This is a genomic window from Pedobacter terrae (assembly GCF_900100705.1).
Taxonomy (GTDB): Bacteria; Bacteroidota; Bacteroidia; order Sphingobacteriales; family Sphingobacteriaceae; genus Pedobacter; species Pedobacter terrae.
Genome location: NZ_FNCH01000010.1, coordinates 1 through 18,781, shown reverse-complemented (window position 1 = coordinate 18,781; position 18,781 = coordinate 1). Strand labels below are relative to the sequence as shown.

General features: G+C 38.8%; 14 protein-coding genes. 12 read left to right on the top strand and 2 right to left on the bottom strand.

The window, feature by feature from the left end:
• The first annotated feature begins 8 nt into the window (after positions 1–8).
• The 6 genes from BLR60_RS13640 (at position 9) to BLR60_RS13615 (ending at position 5,988) form a co-directional block, all read left to right on the top strand.
• Positions 9–1,559 carry a SusD/RagB family nutrient-binding outer membrane lipoprotein gene (locus BLR60_RS13640; RefSeq protein ID WP_090500750.1) on the top strand — a complete coding sequence of 517 codons (1,551 nt, stop codon included), beginning with the start codon at positions 9–11 and terminating at the stop codon, positions 1,557–1,559.
• 344 nt (positions 1,560–1,903) lie between these two features.
• Positions 1,904–2,527 carry a Crp/Fnr family transcriptional regulator gene (locus tag BLR60_RS13635; RefSeq protein WP_090500748.1) on the top strand — a complete coding sequence of 208 codons (624 nt, stop codon included), beginning with the start codon at positions 1,904–1,906 and terminating at the stop codon, positions 2,525–2,527.
• 60 nt (positions 2,528–2,587) lie between these two features.
• Complete coding sequence (locus BLR60_RS13630) at positions 2,588–3,385, top strand: sulfite exporter TauE/SafE family protein (protein WP_090500746.1); 798 nt, start codon at positions 2,588–2,590, stop codon at positions 3,383–3,385.
• Positions 3,386–3,455: 70 nt separating this feature from the next.
• On the top strand, positions 3,456–4,841 hold the full coding sequence (locus BLR60_RS13625) for an MBL fold metallo-hydrolase (protein WP_090500744.1): 1,386 nt from the start codon (positions 3,456–3,458) through the stop codon (positions 4,839–4,841).
• A gap of 79 nt (positions 4,842–4,920) precedes the next feature.
• A complete protein-coding gene (locus BLR60_RS13620) occupies positions 4,921–5,484 on the top strand; it encodes a YeeE/YedE family protein (protein WP_090500740.1) in 564 nt (187 codons plus the stop codon).
• Between the two features lie 9 nt (positions 5,485–5,493).
• Positions 5,494–5,988 carry a DUF6691 family protein gene (locus BLR60_RS13615; RefSeq protein ID WP_090500738.1) on the top strand — a complete coding sequence of 165 codons (495 nt, stop codon included), beginning with the start codon at positions 5,494–5,496 and terminating at the stop codon, positions 5,986–5,988.
• A gap of 274 nt (positions 5,989–6,262) precedes the next feature.
• Here the strand turns inward: BLR60_RS13615 and BLR60_RS13610 are convergent, their stop codons facing one another.
• Both BLR60_RS13610 and BLR60_RS13605 read right to left on the bottom strand, forming a co-directional pair.
• A complete protein-coding gene (locus BLR60_RS13610; protein WP_090500735.1) occupies positions 6,263–7,534 on the bottom strand; it encodes a glycoside hydrolase in 1,272 nt (423 codons plus the stop codon).
• Positions 7,535–7,802: 268 nt separating this feature from the next.
• Entirely contained in the window at positions 7,803–9,737 is a 1,935-nt protein-coding gene (locus BLR60_RS13605; protein ID WP_090500733.1) for an LTA synthase family protein, read from the bottom strand.
• A 625-nt stretch (positions 9,738–10,362) separates the two neighbouring features.
• Between BLR60_RS13605 and BLR60_RS13600 the strand changes: the two genes are divergently transcribed.
• The 6 genes from BLR60_RS13600 (at position 10,363) to BLR60_RS13575 (ending at position 18,563) form a co-directional block, all read left to right on the top strand.
• Complete coding sequence (locus BLR60_RS13600; RefSeq protein WP_090500731.1) at positions 10,363–10,947, top strand: hypothetical protein; 585 nt, start codon at positions 10,363–10,365, stop codon at positions 10,945–10,947.
• Positions 10,948–11,157: 210 nt separating this feature from the next.
• Positions 11,158–11,604 (top strand): JAB domain-containing protein, encoded by a 447-nt coding sequence (locus tag BLR60_RS13595; protein ID WP_090500729.1) that lies wholly within the window; start codon positions 11,158–11,160, stop codon positions 11,602–11,604.
• A gap of 432 nt (positions 11,605–12,036) precedes the next feature.
• Positions 12,037–13,389, top strand: a complete 1,353-nt coding sequence (locus BLR60_RS13590; RefSeq protein ID WP_090500727.1) for a Gfo/Idh/MocA family protein — start codon at positions 12,037–12,039, stop codon at positions 13,387–13,389.
• A 78-nt stretch (positions 13,390–13,467) separates the two neighbouring features.
• Positions 13,468–14,571: a phosphotransferase enzyme family protein gene (locus BLR60_RS13585; RefSeq protein WP_090500725.1), complete on the top strand. Its 1,104-nt coding sequence runs from the start codon at positions 13,468–13,470 to the stop codon at positions 14,569–14,571.
• Positions 14,572–15,119: 548 nt separating this feature from the next.
• Entirely contained in the window at positions 15,120–17,471 is a 2,352-nt protein-coding gene (locus BLR60_RS13580) for a TonB-dependent receptor (RefSeq protein ID WP_090500723.1), read from the top strand.
• A gap of 3 nt (positions 17,472–17,474) precedes the next feature.
• A complete protein-coding gene (locus BLR60_RS13575; protein WP_090500721.1) occupies positions 17,475–18,563 on the top strand; it encodes a PepSY-associated TM helix domain-containing protein in 1,089 nt (362 codons plus the stop codon).
• Positions 18,564–18,781: the final 218 nt, after the last annotated feature.

Here is an 18,781-nt window from a genome sequence, read left to right as displayed (position 1 = left end):
TATACAATATGAAAAATTTAATTAGAATTATAGCCATCGTCACCTGTGCTTTAATCATTTCCAGTTGCAATAAAGGCTTTGATAAACTGAATATTAATCCAAATAATCCAACAGAGCTCGACGCAGCATTCTTATTTACGAGTGCACAATTTGGAACACACGGCGCTACGATGGAAACTGAGCCAACCATTGTACAGCAATTTGTAAATCCGTTTTCGGGAGTTACCTCGGCATTTAATTTTAATCAGCTGAATCAAACTTATACTTCGTCAAAATGGAATGCTGAGTATACGGGAACAAATACTGGCGCAACAAGTTCTTCAGGCCCTGTTCAATTATTGGTGCAGATATTAAGCCAAATCAAAGGCAATCCGGCAAGAACAAATTTATATAACGAAGCCAGAATCTGGAAAGCTTATCAATTTATGATGTTGGTAGACTCTTACGGAAACGTGCCTTATACTGAAGCCGGACAAGCCTATTTATCAAATATACTTACGCCTAAATACGATAACCAGGCAGTGATTTACACCGACCTGATTAAAGAAGTTACGGAGGCTACAGCAGCGCTCGATCCAGCAAAAGATATCGTAAAAGCTGATGTATTTTACGGCGGGAATATTGCCCAATGGAAAAAACTGGGTTACTCTTTGTTACTTCGTTTGGGCATGAGGTATAGTAAAATAGATCCGGCAAAAGCGCAAACTATTGTGCAAGCGGCCGTTGCTGGAGGCGTTATGACTTCAAATGCCGACAACTGTTTCCTGAAATACAATACCACTTACGTGAATCCCGTGAGCCAGACGATTACAGCAATAGCGAATACTTATTATTTAGCCGCTCCCTTTGTAGATCAGCTCAAAAATAGTGGTGATCCACGATTGAAGTTTATATCCGGTAAATATGCAAACCCCTTAGCTGCGCCTACATCCGTACCAGATACCATATCTGCAAACCAGTTCGGACTTCCTGTAGGCTATAGCAGTGCTACTTTACCAACTGCTCCGGGATTTAGAGGTGCTAACGGCTCAGGCTTTAATTATTCGCAGGTTAATTATAGTATTTTCGGTAGTTTAACCGCTCCGCAATTTTTTATCACTCACGCTCAAACGCAATTCCTTTTGGCAGAGGCCGCTTTTAGAGGCTGGATAACCGGCGGCAGTACAGCAGATGTGTATTATGCCAATGGTATACGTGCGGCAATGGACCAATGGACAACCTATAACCCGGCAGCCATCATTCCTTTGGCTACGCAAAATGCATTTATTAATAATCCGGTTAACGCTTATAATTCGGCAAATGCACTCAATCTTATTAATACACAATATTGGGTGGCTTCCTGGGGCAATGGTACCGAGGCATTTGCCAACTTCAGGAGAAGCGGTTTTCCGGCCTTATCGCCCAATACCATCCCGGGACAAAGCATAACCGGCGGTTTTGTCCGGCGGTTTGTTTACCCAACGCTTGAGCTTTCTGCAAATTTAACCAATTACCAGGCTGCCGTTGCAGACAATGGCGGGCCAGATAATATGGATACTCGTGTTTTTTGGGATAAATAGACTGCTTAACGGGTTACCTTTTTAAGCTAAATTCAAAATCGATCCTGTAAATAAGTTTTACAGGATCGATTTTTTTGTTGGAGGTGGTGATACCTGATCAAATAATGAAGGCATAACTGAGGTTGTCGGTTGCCTATTTAATTTTAGCTTGTGGCTTAAGTTACATTTCTTTAAATGATAAATGGTTTCTATATAGGCTATATGCGTATATGGCCAATTTTACAACAGGAAATTAAGAAATACTTTTAAATAGTATGAAAAATAGCTAAGCTTACAGCGATGGCAATAATTTGCTGTTTACAATATGACAATGAGGCTACGAAGCAAAAGCGTATTTTTGAAAAATGGATGGTTTACAACAAATAACAGAATTTAAGTCTTCGCCAGAATTGGTTGAAAAACTATATCAATATAGCATACTCAAAACCTACCAGGCAGGAAGCATTATTGTAAATGATAATGCCCATATCCGTTCTATTCCAATTGTGACCAAAGGAACCATGAAAGTAATGAGGACAGAAGAAGATGGCAGGGAAATTTTGTTGTATTACATCAAAGCAGGCGAAAGCTGCATCATGTCGTTTTTGGGTGGACTGCACAATGAAACAAGCAAAGTAAAGGCAGAGGTAGAAGAATACGCTGAAATTCTTTTTTTGCCGATTGACAAAGTCTCCCTGTTCATTAAAGAGTATCCGCAGTGGCTGGATTATATTTTTCGTTTATATCACAAACGTTTTGAAGAATTGTTGGAAATTGTGAATGCCATTTCCTTTAAAAAAGTAGACGAGCGCTTATTGAATTTGCTCAAAAAGAAATCTGAGTTAACCCTATCAAAAACCATTCAAATCACCCACGAGCAACTGGCCAATGAACTTGGAACGGCTCGGGTAGTGGTTTCCAGACTATTGAAACAATTGGAAGAAGAAGGCATGGTTCAACTTGGCAGAAATAAAATATTCCTTGTGTAACTAAAGTAGCTGTACTTGTTTTTAAGTTGATGCACCTTTGTTGTATCAATTTTAAAAACAATGGACATAGCAGGTTACATCGCTTCAATTTTTATCGGTATCTCTTTAGGCCTGATCGGTGGTGGCGGGAGTATTCTTACCGTTCCTGTTCTAGTTTATTTGTTTAGCATTGATACTACATTAGCCACCACTTATTCCCTTTTTATTGTAGGCGCAACAAGCGTAATTGGCTCCTTTTCCTATTTTAAACAGGGGTTAGTCAACATCAAGATGGCGGCGGTGTTTGGTGTTCCATCTATCATTTCTGTTTTTCTTACAAGGGCCTATATCATGCCAGTTATGCCTGGCGAAATTTTCAGTGCCGGAAATTTTACCCTTACCAAAAGTGTTTTTTTGATGTTGATTTTTGCCGTGCTGATGGTTTTTGCTTCATACAGCATGATCAAGAAAGATAAACAAGCCAGCAATGACACACTACAAAAACAAAAATTTAATTATCCTTTAGTTTTTGCGATAGGCGTTTTTATAGGAACAATTACAGGATTTATCGGGGCAGGCGGTGGCTTTTTGATCATTCCTGTACTGGCCAATTTATTGAAACTTCCCATGAAAGTAGCTATTGGAACTTCACTATTGATCATTTCCACAAATTCTTTACTCGGTTTTTTATTTTCAATTGATCATACGGCTATTCATTGGCATTTCTTGTTAACGGTAACTTTTATTGCCATTATAGGAATTCTGATCGGCAGTTTTTTATCTGCAAAAATTGATGGTAAAAAACTCAAACCCGCTTTCGGTTGGTTTGTGCTGGTAATGGGGATTTACATCATAATTAAAGAAACAGTATTGAAATAATTGGTATCCGGATAAAAAATCAATAAGATAAATTAAGTAACAGAATATTAATCATTAAAAAATAAGCACTATGTTTTTTCAACACGTATATGATAAAAGTTTAGCACAGGGCAGTTACGTAATAGGTTGCCAGGCTACCGGCGAAGCCATTGTGATAGATGCTAAAAGAGATATTGATGTGTATCTGGAAATTGCAACGCAAAATAATCTGCGTATCACACATATTGCCGAAACCCATATACATGCAGATTTTCTTTGTGGCTCAAGAGAGTTGAGTGCCGCTACAGGGGCAACAATTTATCTTTCTGATGAGGGAGGCGAAGACTGGCAATATCAGTTTCCGCATAATGGGCTGAGCGATGGCGATTTGATCAGGGTAGGGAACCTGACTCTAGAGGTTATGCATACACCCGGCCATACGCCAGAAAGCATCAGTTTTTTGCTCACAGATCATCCGGCAACAGGCAAACCCGCGATGGTATTAACAGGTGATTTTGTATTTGTAGGTGATGTTGGTCGCCCTGATTTACTGGAAAAAGCAGCAGGGCTAATCGGTACAAAAGAAACAGGCGCTAAGCAAATGTACCAATCGTTGAAAAAGTTTGCCGCTTTGCCCGAATATCTTCAGGTTTGGTCGGGTCATGGCGCAGGTTCAGCCTGTGGAAAAGCTTTGGGAGCAGTACATAGTTCAACCGTAGGTTATGAAAAAATCCGCAACTGGGCATTTCAGCATGATGATAATGAACAAGAATTTACCGACCTCCTTTTAGCGGATCAGCCTGAACCACCTAAATATTTTGCGATGATGAAACATCTAAATAGGGTCAATCGTCCCTTATTGGTAGCGGTACCCAAACATCAAAAACTATCAGGAGCACAGTTTTTAAATGCCTATACCAATGGCTTAAAAATCATAGATACGAGAGATAAAGTAGATTTTGCCAGAGGATTTATTCCCGGTAGTCTGAACATCCAAGGCAATAATTCTTTTTCAACCTGGACAGGGTGGTTACTCAATTATCAGGAACAGTTTATGTTGGTTTGTGATGATCACCAAATAGAAGACCTAACCCGAAAATTAATGCGTATTGGTCTGGATAATATTTATGGGTATATTTCGGATGTGAATGATTTGGGTATAGAACTGCAAAAGGCTGATGTTATTGTAGTTGATGAGTTTAAAACACACCTCAATAATGAAAATGTTCAGCTTATAGATGTACGTGGGGTAACCGAATATGAAGCAGGACACATAGAAGGGGCAGACCATGTTTTTGTGGGAACCCTTCCCGATCATCTGGATAAAATCAGTAAAGATAAACAGGTAATTATTCACTGCCAGGCGGGAGACCGTTCAGCAATAGCTTATTCTATACTTGCAAAAAACGGTTTCAAAAACGTGAAGAATTTTTCTGGAGGTATGAAAGAATGGCTGGCTGCTGAGGGTGAAGAATAGATCGAAATCAATCGCTTTTAAAGCACTATTTTTAACAAATAATTATCGAATTCAGGTTAATAATTAACAATTGCAAAAAATGATAGAATTTATAAAACAGCCCTGGCCCTGGTACATAGCCGGTCCGCTAATCGGGTTAACCGTACCAGCATTGCTGATACTTGGAAACAAGTCGTTTGGCATCAGCTCTTCCTTAAGACATATCTGTGCGGCCTGCCTACCTGCAAACATCCCTTTTTTTAAATACGACTGGAAGAAAGAAGCCTGGAATTTGTTTTTTGTATTCGGAATTTTGGTTGGTGGCGCCATCGCAATTGCCCTGCTCTCCAATCCAAATCCTATTGAAGTTAATCCAAAGTTAGCAACCGAATTAGCAGGTTATGGCATTACCAATTACGATAACTTAATACCACAGGAAATTATGAATTGGCCAGCATTACTTACGTTGAAAGGTTTTCTGCTTATGGTAGTTGGTGGATTTTTAGTGGGTTTTGGCACCCGGTATGCTGGTGGCTGTACCAGTGGGCATGCTATTATGGGCCTGTCTAATTTGCAATGGCCATCATTAATATCCACTATTTGTTTTATGATTGGCGGTTTCATTATGGCTAATTTAATTTTGCCTCACATTTTATCCCTCTAAAAAATTATCATGTTACAACATAAAAACACCGATTTTGAAACCCGTACTTTGGATGCGGTGTGCGTAAATAACAGTGAATTAACGCACAAATGGTATCATAACATCAAATACATGGTTGTGGGTATATTATTTGGTATTGTCTTCGTTAAATCAGAAGTGGTAAGCTGGTTCCGGATCCAGGAGATGTTTCGCCTGCAGTCGTTTCACATGTATGGCATTATTGGAAGTGCGGTATTGGTAGGAATGATCTCTGTTTGGTTGATCAAAAAATTCAATATTAAGACCATTTATGGCGAGCGTATCGAATTTCATCCGAAGACTTTCAATCAAGGCCAGATCTATGGCGGCTTGCTATTCGGACTGGGTTGGGCAATTACCGGAGCCTGTCCGGGGCCACTTTTTGCACAGATTGGTACCGGTGCAACGGTTATTGCTGTTACGCTTTTAAGCGCTATTGCAGGTACCTGGGTTTATGGACTGATCAGAGACAGGTTGCCGCATTGATTTACCGGTGTGATAAGAAATAGTTGTTATTGATTCACGTCATTGCCGAATCTTTCAATTCTTATTGATGTAGATCTCTTTTAGGATAAATCCCAAGCCCTCGCAATTACAACGTGTTATATGGCTGCTCTGCTATTATTTTTGAATAGTTATGGATATGAACGGAAAGAAGCCTGTCCGAAAAAATCGAACAGGCCATTTTTAATTCACTTGTTTGGGGATGAAATTCTGCTGTCTGCATCCATCAAGGCTATCACAACAATACCGGTATACTTTAATAAGAGACGAGCGTGGTAACGCTGGATGCGGCCAGGTTTATGCCAAAACTACCGCCTGATACAGCGAAGTTATTTGAGCTCAGATTGGTCGCGCTGGTTGTGAAATAGCGGTTAAACCCGCTCACTGTTATTCCTGAATAACTGAAATTTTGAAAGGTGGTTGATGGATTTTGGTTTACAATAACCAGTACTAGTTTTGTACCACTTTTATAAGCAGTAACATAAACACCTGTACTTGGGTTTGATGTACAGCTGATTTTAGTGTATCCTGGACGGACATACCTGGCGTAGTGCGCCATGATGTAGCCAATTTTTTGAATATTGCCGCTTTCACTGATTGGGCCGTAACTTCTTCTGATGTACCACCATACATAGGCACTCCATCCGGAATTCATACAGTCGTGTATTTCTTTGGCAGCAGTCATGGCATTTGACCAGTCGTCTCCACTGATATTTGAATTTGTGTAATGCTCTGTCATCCATACGGGTTTACCAATGTTACCCAAATTGTAAGGGGTCTTACCATATATATGTCCGCAAACGAAGCTGGTTTTAGATTTTGCTGTCGCATTGCTTAGGTAAGTGTTGATGTAGGTTTGATTCATCTGGAAAGGTTCAGGTGCCATAATCGGGGCACCACAATTGCTGCCCTGGGCAGCAACAAAGTCTGCTACTTCCGGAGCGGTGAGTTCCATAGATTCATAATTAACTTTATAATCTGGTTCATTTGTCGGACTAATTGCAGCAAGTCCGCCGACTGCGGTGTTAAATGCACTTAAATGTGCCGCATAATTTGCGTAAGATGCTGTTTTTATTTTGCCGCCTACAATACTTCCGTTAGTCTTCATTGATGCCGGTGCAGACCAGGCGGAGGCAATTGCTGAGCCACCGAACGACTTGCAGGCATCTATGGTCGCTTTCTCAGCGGCAAATTCTGAACTGGAATTAGGAACTCTAACCCGGACGATACTAAGGCCGATGCCATTTGTGGGTGAGAACGCGGTATTTCTTTGGGTGCTTGTCAGGTCGCCGGTCCAGGCAACGATATTGGCGCCGCCAAAACCCTTGATCGTTTGTTGAACAGTTGAAGCATCAATTTGTGCGATGCCCTGAACGGCCAAAGCAGCTGCGGCCCCGCCCAATGAGTCAGTTTTCATAACGGCCAATGCTTGCTGAGTTAATGTTGGATCCGGGCTGATGATCTCGTTTTTAGAACAGCCCGCAAACAATAGCGCTGATGCGAGCGCGCATAATAATGTTTTTTTCATAATTAAATTCGGTTAGATGTTTAATGATCAATTTTAACTAATCTGACAAGTTTTAAATGCGTCAAATAGTTTTTTTTCAGGAAGAGATGTTGAAGAAAGCAGTGCCAGACACGCCATTGCTGTTTTGTAGAAAACTATCGTGGCATGTATCGCTATATCGCCGGATTGGCAAAAAAATGAAGAGCAGAGGCCTGATAAAAGCTGCAGTTAGTTGGTTTTATTAAACAGGCTGCAGCTAATATTATGCTATTGGTTAAAATTATTAGGGTTACTTTTTAGACTTAAAGCCATACAAACCATTTTGGTAGAGGTACGATGCCATTTGATAGTTGGATATCGCTTCATCAATTAATTTCTGGTTTGCCGGTACGGCTACAGCACCACCGTTGGTGAAATCGGGCTTGTATGTAGCTACTTTTTTATGCGGATTTAGGATAACCAGGGTTTTATTTTTAATATAGCCCAAACTTTGGTAAGTGCTAATGAAAGCCCTCTCATCACTATCCTTCATTTTAAATACATCCTGACCAAAAAACTTACTGTTATAACTGAAATTCAGGTAACCCAAAATGGTCGGACCAATATCAATCTGCGCAGTGAGTTTTTCGAATTTGCCTGGCGTAATGTGCCCCGGGCTATAAAAAATCATTGGAATATGGTATTTATCAACCGGTAATTCTACTTTACCCGCGCTTGATGCACAATGATCGGCAACGATAACAAATAAGGTATTTGAAAACCAGGGTTTTTGTTTTGCTTCCCTTATAAACTTACCAATAGCATAATCGGTATATTTTACCGCACCCTCTCTACCGGTATGCGAGGGAATATCAATTCTGCCTTCAGGATAAGTGTAAGGGCGGTGGTTCGAAACCGTCATAATCTGTGCGAAAAAAGGTTTTTTATTTTGATAATCCTTATCCAGTTCGCGCAGTGAAAGTGTAAATAAGTCTTCATCAGCAACACCCCAGATATTCGAGTAGTGGATTTCAGCATCCTGAAGCGCACTTCTATCCGTTACCTGATAGCCGTTATTAGAAAAGAATTCGTTCATGTTATCAAAATAGCCATAACCACCATAAATAAACCTGCTGTTGTAGCCTTTAGAACGAAAGATGCTGCCTAAAGTAAACAGGTTTTTATTATCAGGCCGTTTTACAATGGATTGGCCTGGGGTAGGTGGAATACACAGCGAAAGGGCCTCTAAACCACGAACGGTACGCGTTCCGGATGCATATAGATTATTAAAGAGCAAACCTTCTTTGGTCAGGGAATCGAGTTGTGGCGTAATATGCTGGGTATTGCCAAATGAGCCTAAAAATTCAGCGCTTAAACTTTCTACACTAATCAGTACCACATTCATTTTGTTTTCGATGCCTGTGCTACTCATGTTTCTGGACGTATTTGTAAATGCTCCTTTAACGGTTGTATCTTGTTGAAGCAAATTGCTGAGAATGGCCTCTGCTTTTTTAATCGGCAATGTTTTGTAGAAAGTATTATAGTCTAGTTGGTTATTCCAAAAAGCAAATCCAAAATCGTACATGCCATTGCCCGAAAGCTCGTTTACATATTGGTTTTTGCTTAGATATTTTAATTTATGGCTTACACCGAAATAGGTAAGTACGGGCAGGCACAACAGAATCACTGCAGTTTTTGTCCGTTTACCAAAACCTGTTGCATTGTTGGTAGAAAGGGTAATCGGTTTTCTTAACCCATAAACAACTAATGATGTTACCATAACCAAGCCTACCATAATGCTGTTTATCGGGTAAGATTGGCGGATATTTCCGATAACTTCTGTGGTGTAAACCAGGTAATCGACCGCTATAAAGTTGTAACGGACCGAAAATTCTTCCCAAAAGAACCATTCTGAAACAGCATTGAAAATAAGCGTAAAAACGACGAAGAAAAAATAAATGAGTAACAATACCCTGTTAAATTTGCTGGCATACCATTTAGAAGGAAGCAGCCATAAGTAAATAACAATCGGGATTACAGCAAAAGATGCCGCTGCAAGGTCATAAAATAAGCCAATAAACAGAATTTTGAGGAGATTCAAAACCGACCAATCAACCGCAGATGCACTATAAAGTAGTAGCGCCACTCTGGTGAGCAGTGAAATACTGCACAATAGCACAGTAACTAAAAAAACTGGTCCGAACCTGTGATGTAGTAATTGATTGGTTTTTTCTTTAATGCTCATAGTTGATGATGGATCCAAAATTTGAATTTTACTGGCCGGGTGTTAAGTAGTTGGCGAAGGTAGGTTTCAATTCTGAAGAAATCCTGAAGTTTGGTTAGGATTTAAAGGTATGATAAATATTGTACTTAATTACTACCGATTTAGACTTTACGAGGCTTGTAATGATATCTCGCCCTCAAAAAGTAAGAATCTATATTATTCTTGCAAAATGCTACTTATGAACAATTGCAGTCGCTAAAAGATAGGATGGAAGGGTTTAGTAAATAAAGTCATTGATTATTATAGGAATTGATTTCTGCTCTTCTGTTGATTGGTTTGCTTTTCTGGTTACAAAATACAATTACATGAGAACTTTAATTATTAACCTGAACTCGATAATTATTTAATTAAAATACTGTCTTGTCAACGCCCCCATCCCTGACCGATTCGTCATGCTGAACTTGTTTCAGCATCTTTTTAGCAGGAAAGACCCTGAAATGAATTCAGGGTGACGGCCGATTAATCAAAAATGATGGTATAAGCTACCGAGAGGCAATATTAATAATCGAACTCAGGTTATTAGTTTAATATAATTGTGATCCAAGAAGTATATTTGGAAAAAATATTTATCAAAACAGCTCTCATCATGAAAAGAAATCTCTTAGTTATTGCTTTCGTCCTTTTTTTTACAAAAACTCACTCGCAAGTCGCTAGTGGGCCAACTGTAGCATCTTATTTTTTAGCAAAGGAGTTCAGTAAAGATATTGCCCTGTATAGGGCAAAGGACTACGCTGTTAAAAATGTATTTGGAAAAACAAACTCTGTAATCGAATTTGAAATGGACCCATTAGCGGCAACAAGTTCAGGAGAGGTCACATCCCTTGTATACAACTGCAAGGAATTGAAAAAGGAAGGGCTGATTCTTGGTTTTTTTGGAAGCAGATGGAATGATGCCGGAGTAATTTATCAAGCTTATGCCTTTAAGGATTTGCCGGCATCAAAAGCTATTGAATTGATGAATAAAATAGAAAGTGTGATCAAAGATAAATCTAAGTATTTAGAGAACAATGCGAATTCAAACAATATATATTTCTCATACGATGATTTAACTTTTGTGATAACGATTAATGCATACACCGAAATCAGAATTTTCTGGGAAGGCTTCGACGCTAGCTGGGATGGCACTGCATTTAAAAGAACAAAAAGAAGGTTGCTTAAGAAACTTGATTAAATATTTTTAGTTCAGCTTAGCCTAGTATTTGTTGTGTATTATTAGTTTCTTCAAATATTTTCTTATCTTTATAGTGCAACCAACGTTGGAGAAATCCAGCAATTTTAATTATTTATTATAAGCCCAGGCATACTGGTGAAAGTCTAGCATCACTTCGGTTTTCCGACGTTGGTTGCAGTGACCTGGGCGTTTATTTAATTTTTTTTCAAAATGCAACCAACGAAAAATCAAATTGCTTTAGCTGAATTGAAGTTCAGTTACGAAGCACTTAACCGGCCCTTAGATGTGAGTAAGGCCGAAACCTCTTTTAACCTTTTAAAGCAATTGCGGAGCAGGCCATTGTCTAAAGATAAGGTAGAATGGTATATTATGTTTGTAAACGAAAATCATCAGGTTTTTTCGTGGTACGAACTCACCAAGCAAAAGCAAAACCCTAGTTATGTAAAGCAAATTGGAGGTTTAGCTATAGCCTGCAATGCTTATGGGATACTGATTTTAAATTATTGCGATATTATCCGTGTTGACGCGAACGAGCTTGATGAGCGTTTTTTAAAAAGTTGTTTCAATACCTGCGAAGAACTTAAGATCGAAATTATTGATTATATGATTTGTAGCCCGCAATCTTATTTGAGTTTACGCGAAAGTTATAAGGATTAAAATATAAACAGGTTGCTTCATTTAAAGTAACCTGTTTATTCTTATCGATCATATTCTAAGAATGATCTTAAAAAAAAAATGTATCATGATTTTCGATTTTTATGTAATCAATAATTAATTTAATGATTGGTACAATAATAATTAAGCATACAATAATATTCATTCCCAGAAAGACCGTTGAATTTATTTTTAGCTTCTTAACAGTATAAATTATTTTTTATTTTATCAGATCAAGAAGCGGTTTCTAAACAGACAGGTTTATTTAGATAATAGCCATTTACTTTGTACATGAATCCTTAACAGATGGTTTTGCTAATCAATTGTAGTAATTAAAAATTAGTCAAACGTTTGCGCTGTTATTTATCTTGTAATGCTCAATCGCTTGTTTTACTTTTAAGTACAAATCACCTAAACCATCAATAAAAACACCAAATGGAACGTAGAGAATTTATTAAAAATGGCGCATTTACGGCTGCTGGCTTAACCATTTTGCCAACCGGAAGTTTATTTGCATCATCAGACAGTGGAAAAGTAAGATTAGGTTATATCGGGGTAGGCGCACGCGGAATGAGCCATATTTCTGAAGGTACTTTAAGAGATGATATAGAAATTGTTGCCATTTGCGATACCCAGGAAAGCTCGCTTAAAATCTGTCGTAATTTTATAGCCAAAAAAGGCAGACCTGCGGCAACAGAATATACCGGAGGCTTAGACGCTTATCAAAAACTTTTAGACCGTAAAGATATTGATGCCGTAATTATTGCGACCCCATGGCAGTTTCACCGCGACCAGGCGATCGACGCCATGAAAGCGGGTAAATATGTGGGCTGCGAAGTAATTGCGGGTTTAACGGTAAAAGATCATTGGGATATTGTAAATACCTCTGAAAAAACAGGGATGCCTTACATGACTTTAGAGAATGTTTGTTACCGTAGAGATGTAATGGCGGCTTTAAATATGGTTAGGCAGGGTCTTTTTGGCGAATTGTTACACCTGGAGGGTGGTTACCAGCACAACTTGAGAGACGTACTGTTTAACAATGGTAAAGATTATTATGGCGGTGGCGTAGAGTTTGGCCCTAAAGCCTTGAGCGAGGCGCAATGGCGCACACAGTTCAACATCGATCAGGATGGCGATTTATATCCAACGCATGGAGCAGGTCCGATCATGCAATATGCCAATATCAATAGGGGTAATCGTTTTACCAGTCTGGTATCGTTCAGTTCTAAAGCCAAAGGTTTAGCTGCTTATGTAAAAGAAATGTCGCCTGGCCACCCCAATGCCAAAATCAATTATAAAAATGGCGATGTGACCACTACTATGATCAACTGTGCAAATGGTGAAACCGTTTTGTTAAGTCATGATACGCATTTGCCACGTCCGTATTCACTCGGTTTCAGGGTGCAGGGCACAAAAGGAATTTGGATGGATGTAAATAAATCAGTTTATATCGATCACAAGTCAAAAAAAGATGATGTATGGGATCCTGCTCAGGAATGGTTTGCCAAATATGATCACCCGCTTTGGAAAAAATATGAAGCAGAGGCCGTAGGTGCAGGTCATGGAGGTATGGACTGGTTTGTATTTAATGCATTTATCCAGGCCGTAAAACAGAAAAAACAAACACCGATTGATGTATACGATTCGGTAACCATTAGTGTAATTAGTCCACTTTCTACAAAATCGTTAAAAGAGGGGAATATGCCACAGAAATTTCCTGATTTTACCAAAGGAAAATGGAAAGAACGTAAAAATACTTTCGCTTTGGATGATAGCGGTTTTTAATATTGGTTGCGGTTGTGGCCTGTAGTTTAGCCCATACTTTCATTCTAAAATAATTTTCATCCATTATATTACCGTTTTATGTTTCAGGCAATTTTAGGCGCTTATGGGCTTCATGCAGAAAAATTTAAAATTGAACCTTTCGGTTCGGGTTTAATTAACCATACCTGGAAAGTTTGGCATGAAGGTTCAATCTATATTTTGCAAGAGGTAAATACAGCAGTTTTTCGTCAGCCCCAGCATATTGCTCAAAATATCAGAGAAATAAAAGAATATCTAAATCAAACCGCGCCTGAATATCTGTTTGTAGCACCAATAACCACTTTGGGTGGAGATGATTTTGTCATTATCGACGATCATTTTTACAGGATTTTTCCCTTTGTAGAAAATTCTTGTTCCATCGATTTTGTACAACAACCAGAACAGGCTTACCAGGCTGCCAAACAGTTTGGTCAGTTTACGAGGATGCTCTATGCCTTCGATGTACAAAAATTAAAACCCACCATCGAAGATTTTCATGACCTGCCCTTACGCATGGCGCAGTTTAAAAAAGCATTAGCACAAGCCAGTAATGATAGGGTTAACGAAGCCAAATCTGCAATAGGGGAGATCATCAGGCATGATAATATAGAAGCGCAGTATACACAAATGGTAAGTAATGGTGCACTTCATTTACGGGTGGTGCATCATGATACTAAAATAAGCAATGTTTTGTTGCAGGCAGAAACTGGCATAGGTTTATGCGTAATCGATTTGGATACGGTAATGCCCGGATACTTGATCAGCGATGTGGGTGATATGATGCGCACCTATCTCTCCGAAGCCAATGAAGAAGAAAGGGATTTTAATAAAATTGCCATCAGAGCAGACGTTTTTGCTGAAATATATACAGGCTACATGGAAGAAATGGATCAGGTTTTGACTTCGGCCGAAAAGCAGTTCTTTATCTACTCAGGCAAATTTATGATTTACATGCAGGCCTTAAGATTTATCACCGATTTCTTAAATGGCGACATTTACTATAAAACGAGTTATCCTAAACACAACCTGTTGAGGGGATTAAATCAGATCGATTTGCTGAATAAGTATATCGCCAAACAATCTGAATTTGAAGGCATGATCAGGAAAATTGATCGAAATAAAAAAGAGGCGCATCAAATCCCTGGATCGCTATATTCAAAATGAAGTTTTTTAAAAAGACTTGGCGTTTGGACATCTAATCCTCGGACTCCTGACTTTCGGACTTTCGACTTTATTTCTGCTTTTATCTTTCTTTATTCTAACCATACGCAAACGTTTGACTGGTGAAACTGAAATGTTCATGAAATAGCCTTTCTAGGCTGTCATCCTGAGGGATAATTTATGATATAAAAATCAATATGATTGACAGATAAAATTTAATTAGGTAATATCCATCAAGAAATCGTCATTCCCAACTTGATCCGATGGCTATCGGATGGGAATCTTAAAATGTGCATTAAGATTCCCAATCAAGTTGGGAATGACGACCGAACTGGTGGATCATTCAATGGTACTGCGACGAAGAATCTTTAAATTGTAATTACATTTCATTCGTGGACTAAAGCTTAATCAATCGTTCATCAATGAAGTTAACATTACGCCTTATTTACTTCAAAAAGGTGCATCACTAAACTCCAAGTCAAAAACTTTTTTGATTTATTATTTTTAACGAGTCTAAATAATGTTAGATTTGCCGAAATTTCCAGATTCGCATGAGACATTTATACCAAAGATTTTTTGCCACAGCAATTATTACGCTACTTTCAATTACCTTGTTTGCACAAGCAGAGAAAGGGACCATTAACGGTAAAATTGTAGACTCCTTAGGTAACAGTATACCTTTCGCCAATATACAGGTTAAAAAACAGAACCTTAAAACCACTTCTGATAAAACCGGGGCATTTAAATTAAATGCTGTACCTGTCGGCAATCAGCAGATTAAAATTTCAATTACGGGTTACGATCTGCTTGAACAGATGGTGTCGGTTACAGCAAATGATACCATTTCGGTAACTTTTGTTTTAAAAGAACAGGCCGAAGGACTAAATGATGTAATTGTTTCGGCAAGCAGAAGACCTGAATCATTATCGCAAACGCCATCATCAGTAACGGTGCTTACCGCGAAAGAATTAAATACACAATCAACCATTAGCCCGAATTTAGCTAATATCCTTTCTTACAGCGTGCCTGGATTAGGTTTTTCAACCAATCAAACGGGTAACTCCGGTCAGACTTTGCGTGGTAGAAACGTTTTGGTTTTAATTGATGGTATTCCACAATCTACGCCGTTAAGGGCAGGAGGAAGGGATATCCGCAGTATAGATCCTTCCGTTATTGAGCGTGTTGAAGTGATTAAAGGTGCCACTGCCATTTATGGTAATGGTGCAGAAGGTGGTTTAATCAACTATATTACTAAAAAAGGCGACCAGGAAAAATCATTTGGAGGTTATTCTCAAGCTGGTATTACAGGAAACTTGAAAGGCGATAGCACCATTGGCTACCGTTTTTCGCAACAGCTTTATGGTAAAACAAATAAATTTGATTACCTGGTGAGTGGAATGTTCGAAAAAACCGGTGTTTTCCGCGATGCTGATGGTTTGGTTCTATCACCAGAATATGGTTTGGGTGAAACCAGATCTTATAACGGTTTTGTGAAGTTAGGCTATAACTTTACGCCTAAACAACGTTTGCAGCTTATGTATAATTATTTCAGCTCCAGACAACAGTCAAAATATATTACTAAAGAAGGTGTTTACGGTCAGTCGCCTGCTATTGGTATCTATGGTACAAGATTAGGTGAAGAGGAAGGCACAAGATTTAATCATAATGCCAATTTACAGTACACCAATCAACAGATATTTGGTAAAACTGATTTAACAGCCAACGTATACTACCAGGATTTTTACACCATTTATTCTAACTCAGCATCATTTTTCGGCGGCGGCCAATCGGCTATTACCTCAACCAAAAAAGGGGCAAGGGTAAACCTGAATACACCATTTAATTTAACGACTCAGGTACCCATGCAATTAAACTATGGTTTGGATTTAATGAACGATAAAACTGCGCAAAGCTTAACTGATGGTCGGTTATGGGTGCCTGATATGAATATGGTCAATTTTGCACCTTATTTACAGGCTTCAGCAACTTTAATTAATGACTTAACCATAAAAGGAGGTTTAAGGGTAGAAAATATCAACATTGATGTAGACGATTTTAATACCCTGGCTACCGGTGCAAACGGTGCTGGAAGTATAGCGGTACAGGGCGGTAAGTTAAATTACAATGCTTTGGTATTTAATGCCGGTGCACGTTACTCGAAATTCAGGTTTTTTAACCCTTTTATCAGTTATGCACAATCGTTTTCGGTATTTGAGTTGGGTAGGGTATTAAGGGCCGCAAAAAGTAATACTTTATCTCAGTTAGAAACTAAACCCATCATTGTAAACAATTACGAAGCAGGTTTTAGCAGCAGTGTAGATAAACTTAATTTCAGCGCTGCTTACTATTACAGCACTTCTAAACTGGGCGCCAATCTTTTAGAGGTAAACGGTACCTATATTTCTCAACGGATCCCTGAGCGCGTATATGGATTTGAAATCCAGGCTGATTATCAGTTACTAAAGGAGTTGAGTATCGGTGGTAACTACGCACAGGTAGAAGGAAAAGGCGATGTAGATAACGACGGTAATTTTAACGGGGAGAAAGATGTGTATTTAAATACAACGCGTATCCCGCCATCAAAAACTACAGTTTATTTAAAGTATTCAGGTATTAAAAAATTAAGTTTGGACGTAAACTGGATGCGGGTAGGAAACCGCGACCGTTTTAAAACAAACGCTGCCGGCAAGTATTTAATTGGAGAGGGACCGGTAAAAGCTTTCAACTTATTTAATGTTGCAGCAGTATACCAGGTTATGCAACCGTTAAAACTATCGTTAGGTATAGAAAACCTGTTGAATAAAGTTTATTATCCTGCTATTTCTCAGTTTTATGGCAGTAATGTAAATTATGTGCGTGGTAACGGGCGTAGATTTAATTTATCGCTGGGTTATGCTTTTTAAGCAATGAAAAACAAGAAATTTAAAAATACCATCAGGAACATTCACCTCTGGCTCGGCCTGGCAACTGGCCTGGTGGTATTTATTATCAGTGTTACCGGTGCGCTGTATATCTTTGAAGAAGAGATCAGGGATTTTACGCAAAAGGATTTTCGGTACGTAAGGCTTCAAGAGAAGCCTTTTATAGGTTTAGATAAAGTGATTTCAGGATTCGAAAAACTTTCACCTAAAGATGAATTAAGGTTGATCAGAATTGAAGATGCCTTGCCAAATGCAACAGTAGAAATGACCAGTAAAAAGGGGATGGTTTACTATTTCAATCCTTATGATGCTACTCTGGTAAAAAAAGGAGGCGAAGACTGGTTGCAGGTTGTAGAACATATCCACACCTCGCTATTGTTGGGTAACACCGGTAAGTTCATTATAGAATGGTCGGTAGTTATTTTTGTGCTGATGTTGATTACCGGACTGATCCTTTGGTTTCCTGGTCAAATGCGGTTGTTAAAACAATCGTTCACCATTAAAAGAAAAGCATCTTTTAAACGGCTGAATTATGATTTACATAATGTATTGGGGTTTTATGCATCGTTTATACTCTTGATAACCGCTTTAAGTGGTTTGTACTTTGCTTTTAAAGAAGTAAAAAATGCAACCAGCTTGTTTACCGGGACTAAACTGGGGCAGGGGAAAGCCATCATTTCGGCCAACCCCACAACTATAGATCCTATACCTGTGCGATACAATAAAATATATGCCGAAGCCAAAATCAAATATCCTGGCGCTATTTCCACTAGTTTTTCGCTTCGGGGTAAAGGAGAATTAAGGTTAAGGATGATTTATCCCTATCGTTGGGCGCGCAAGCAAAATACCTTTTTTTATGAGCAAGCTACCGGTAGAATGATCAGGGCCAAATTATACAAAGATTATAATGGGGCAGATTTAATTGAGGCCACCAATTACGATCTGCACACGGGCAGGCTTTTTGGTCTTCCGAATAAGATTCTTTCGCTTTTGGCGGCATTGGTTGCAGCCAGTTTGCCAATAACAGGTTTTATCATCTGGTGGCAAAAAAGGAAAAAGAGCAGAAGGAAGTAACAACATCTGCGTTGCTGATTCAGTATCAATTTATCTTAAACTTCTGATATCTGACTCCTTGCTAGCGCACGCGTGCCGCGTGTGCAATGTAGTCATTCCGTATTTTCTAAAAACAAACCAAAAAAGTTACTAGAACAGGTATGTTAAATGCGAAAAACCTAAAGAAATTAGCCGTAAATATAAACTTTATAATAAAGAAGGATTATATTTTGTAAGTT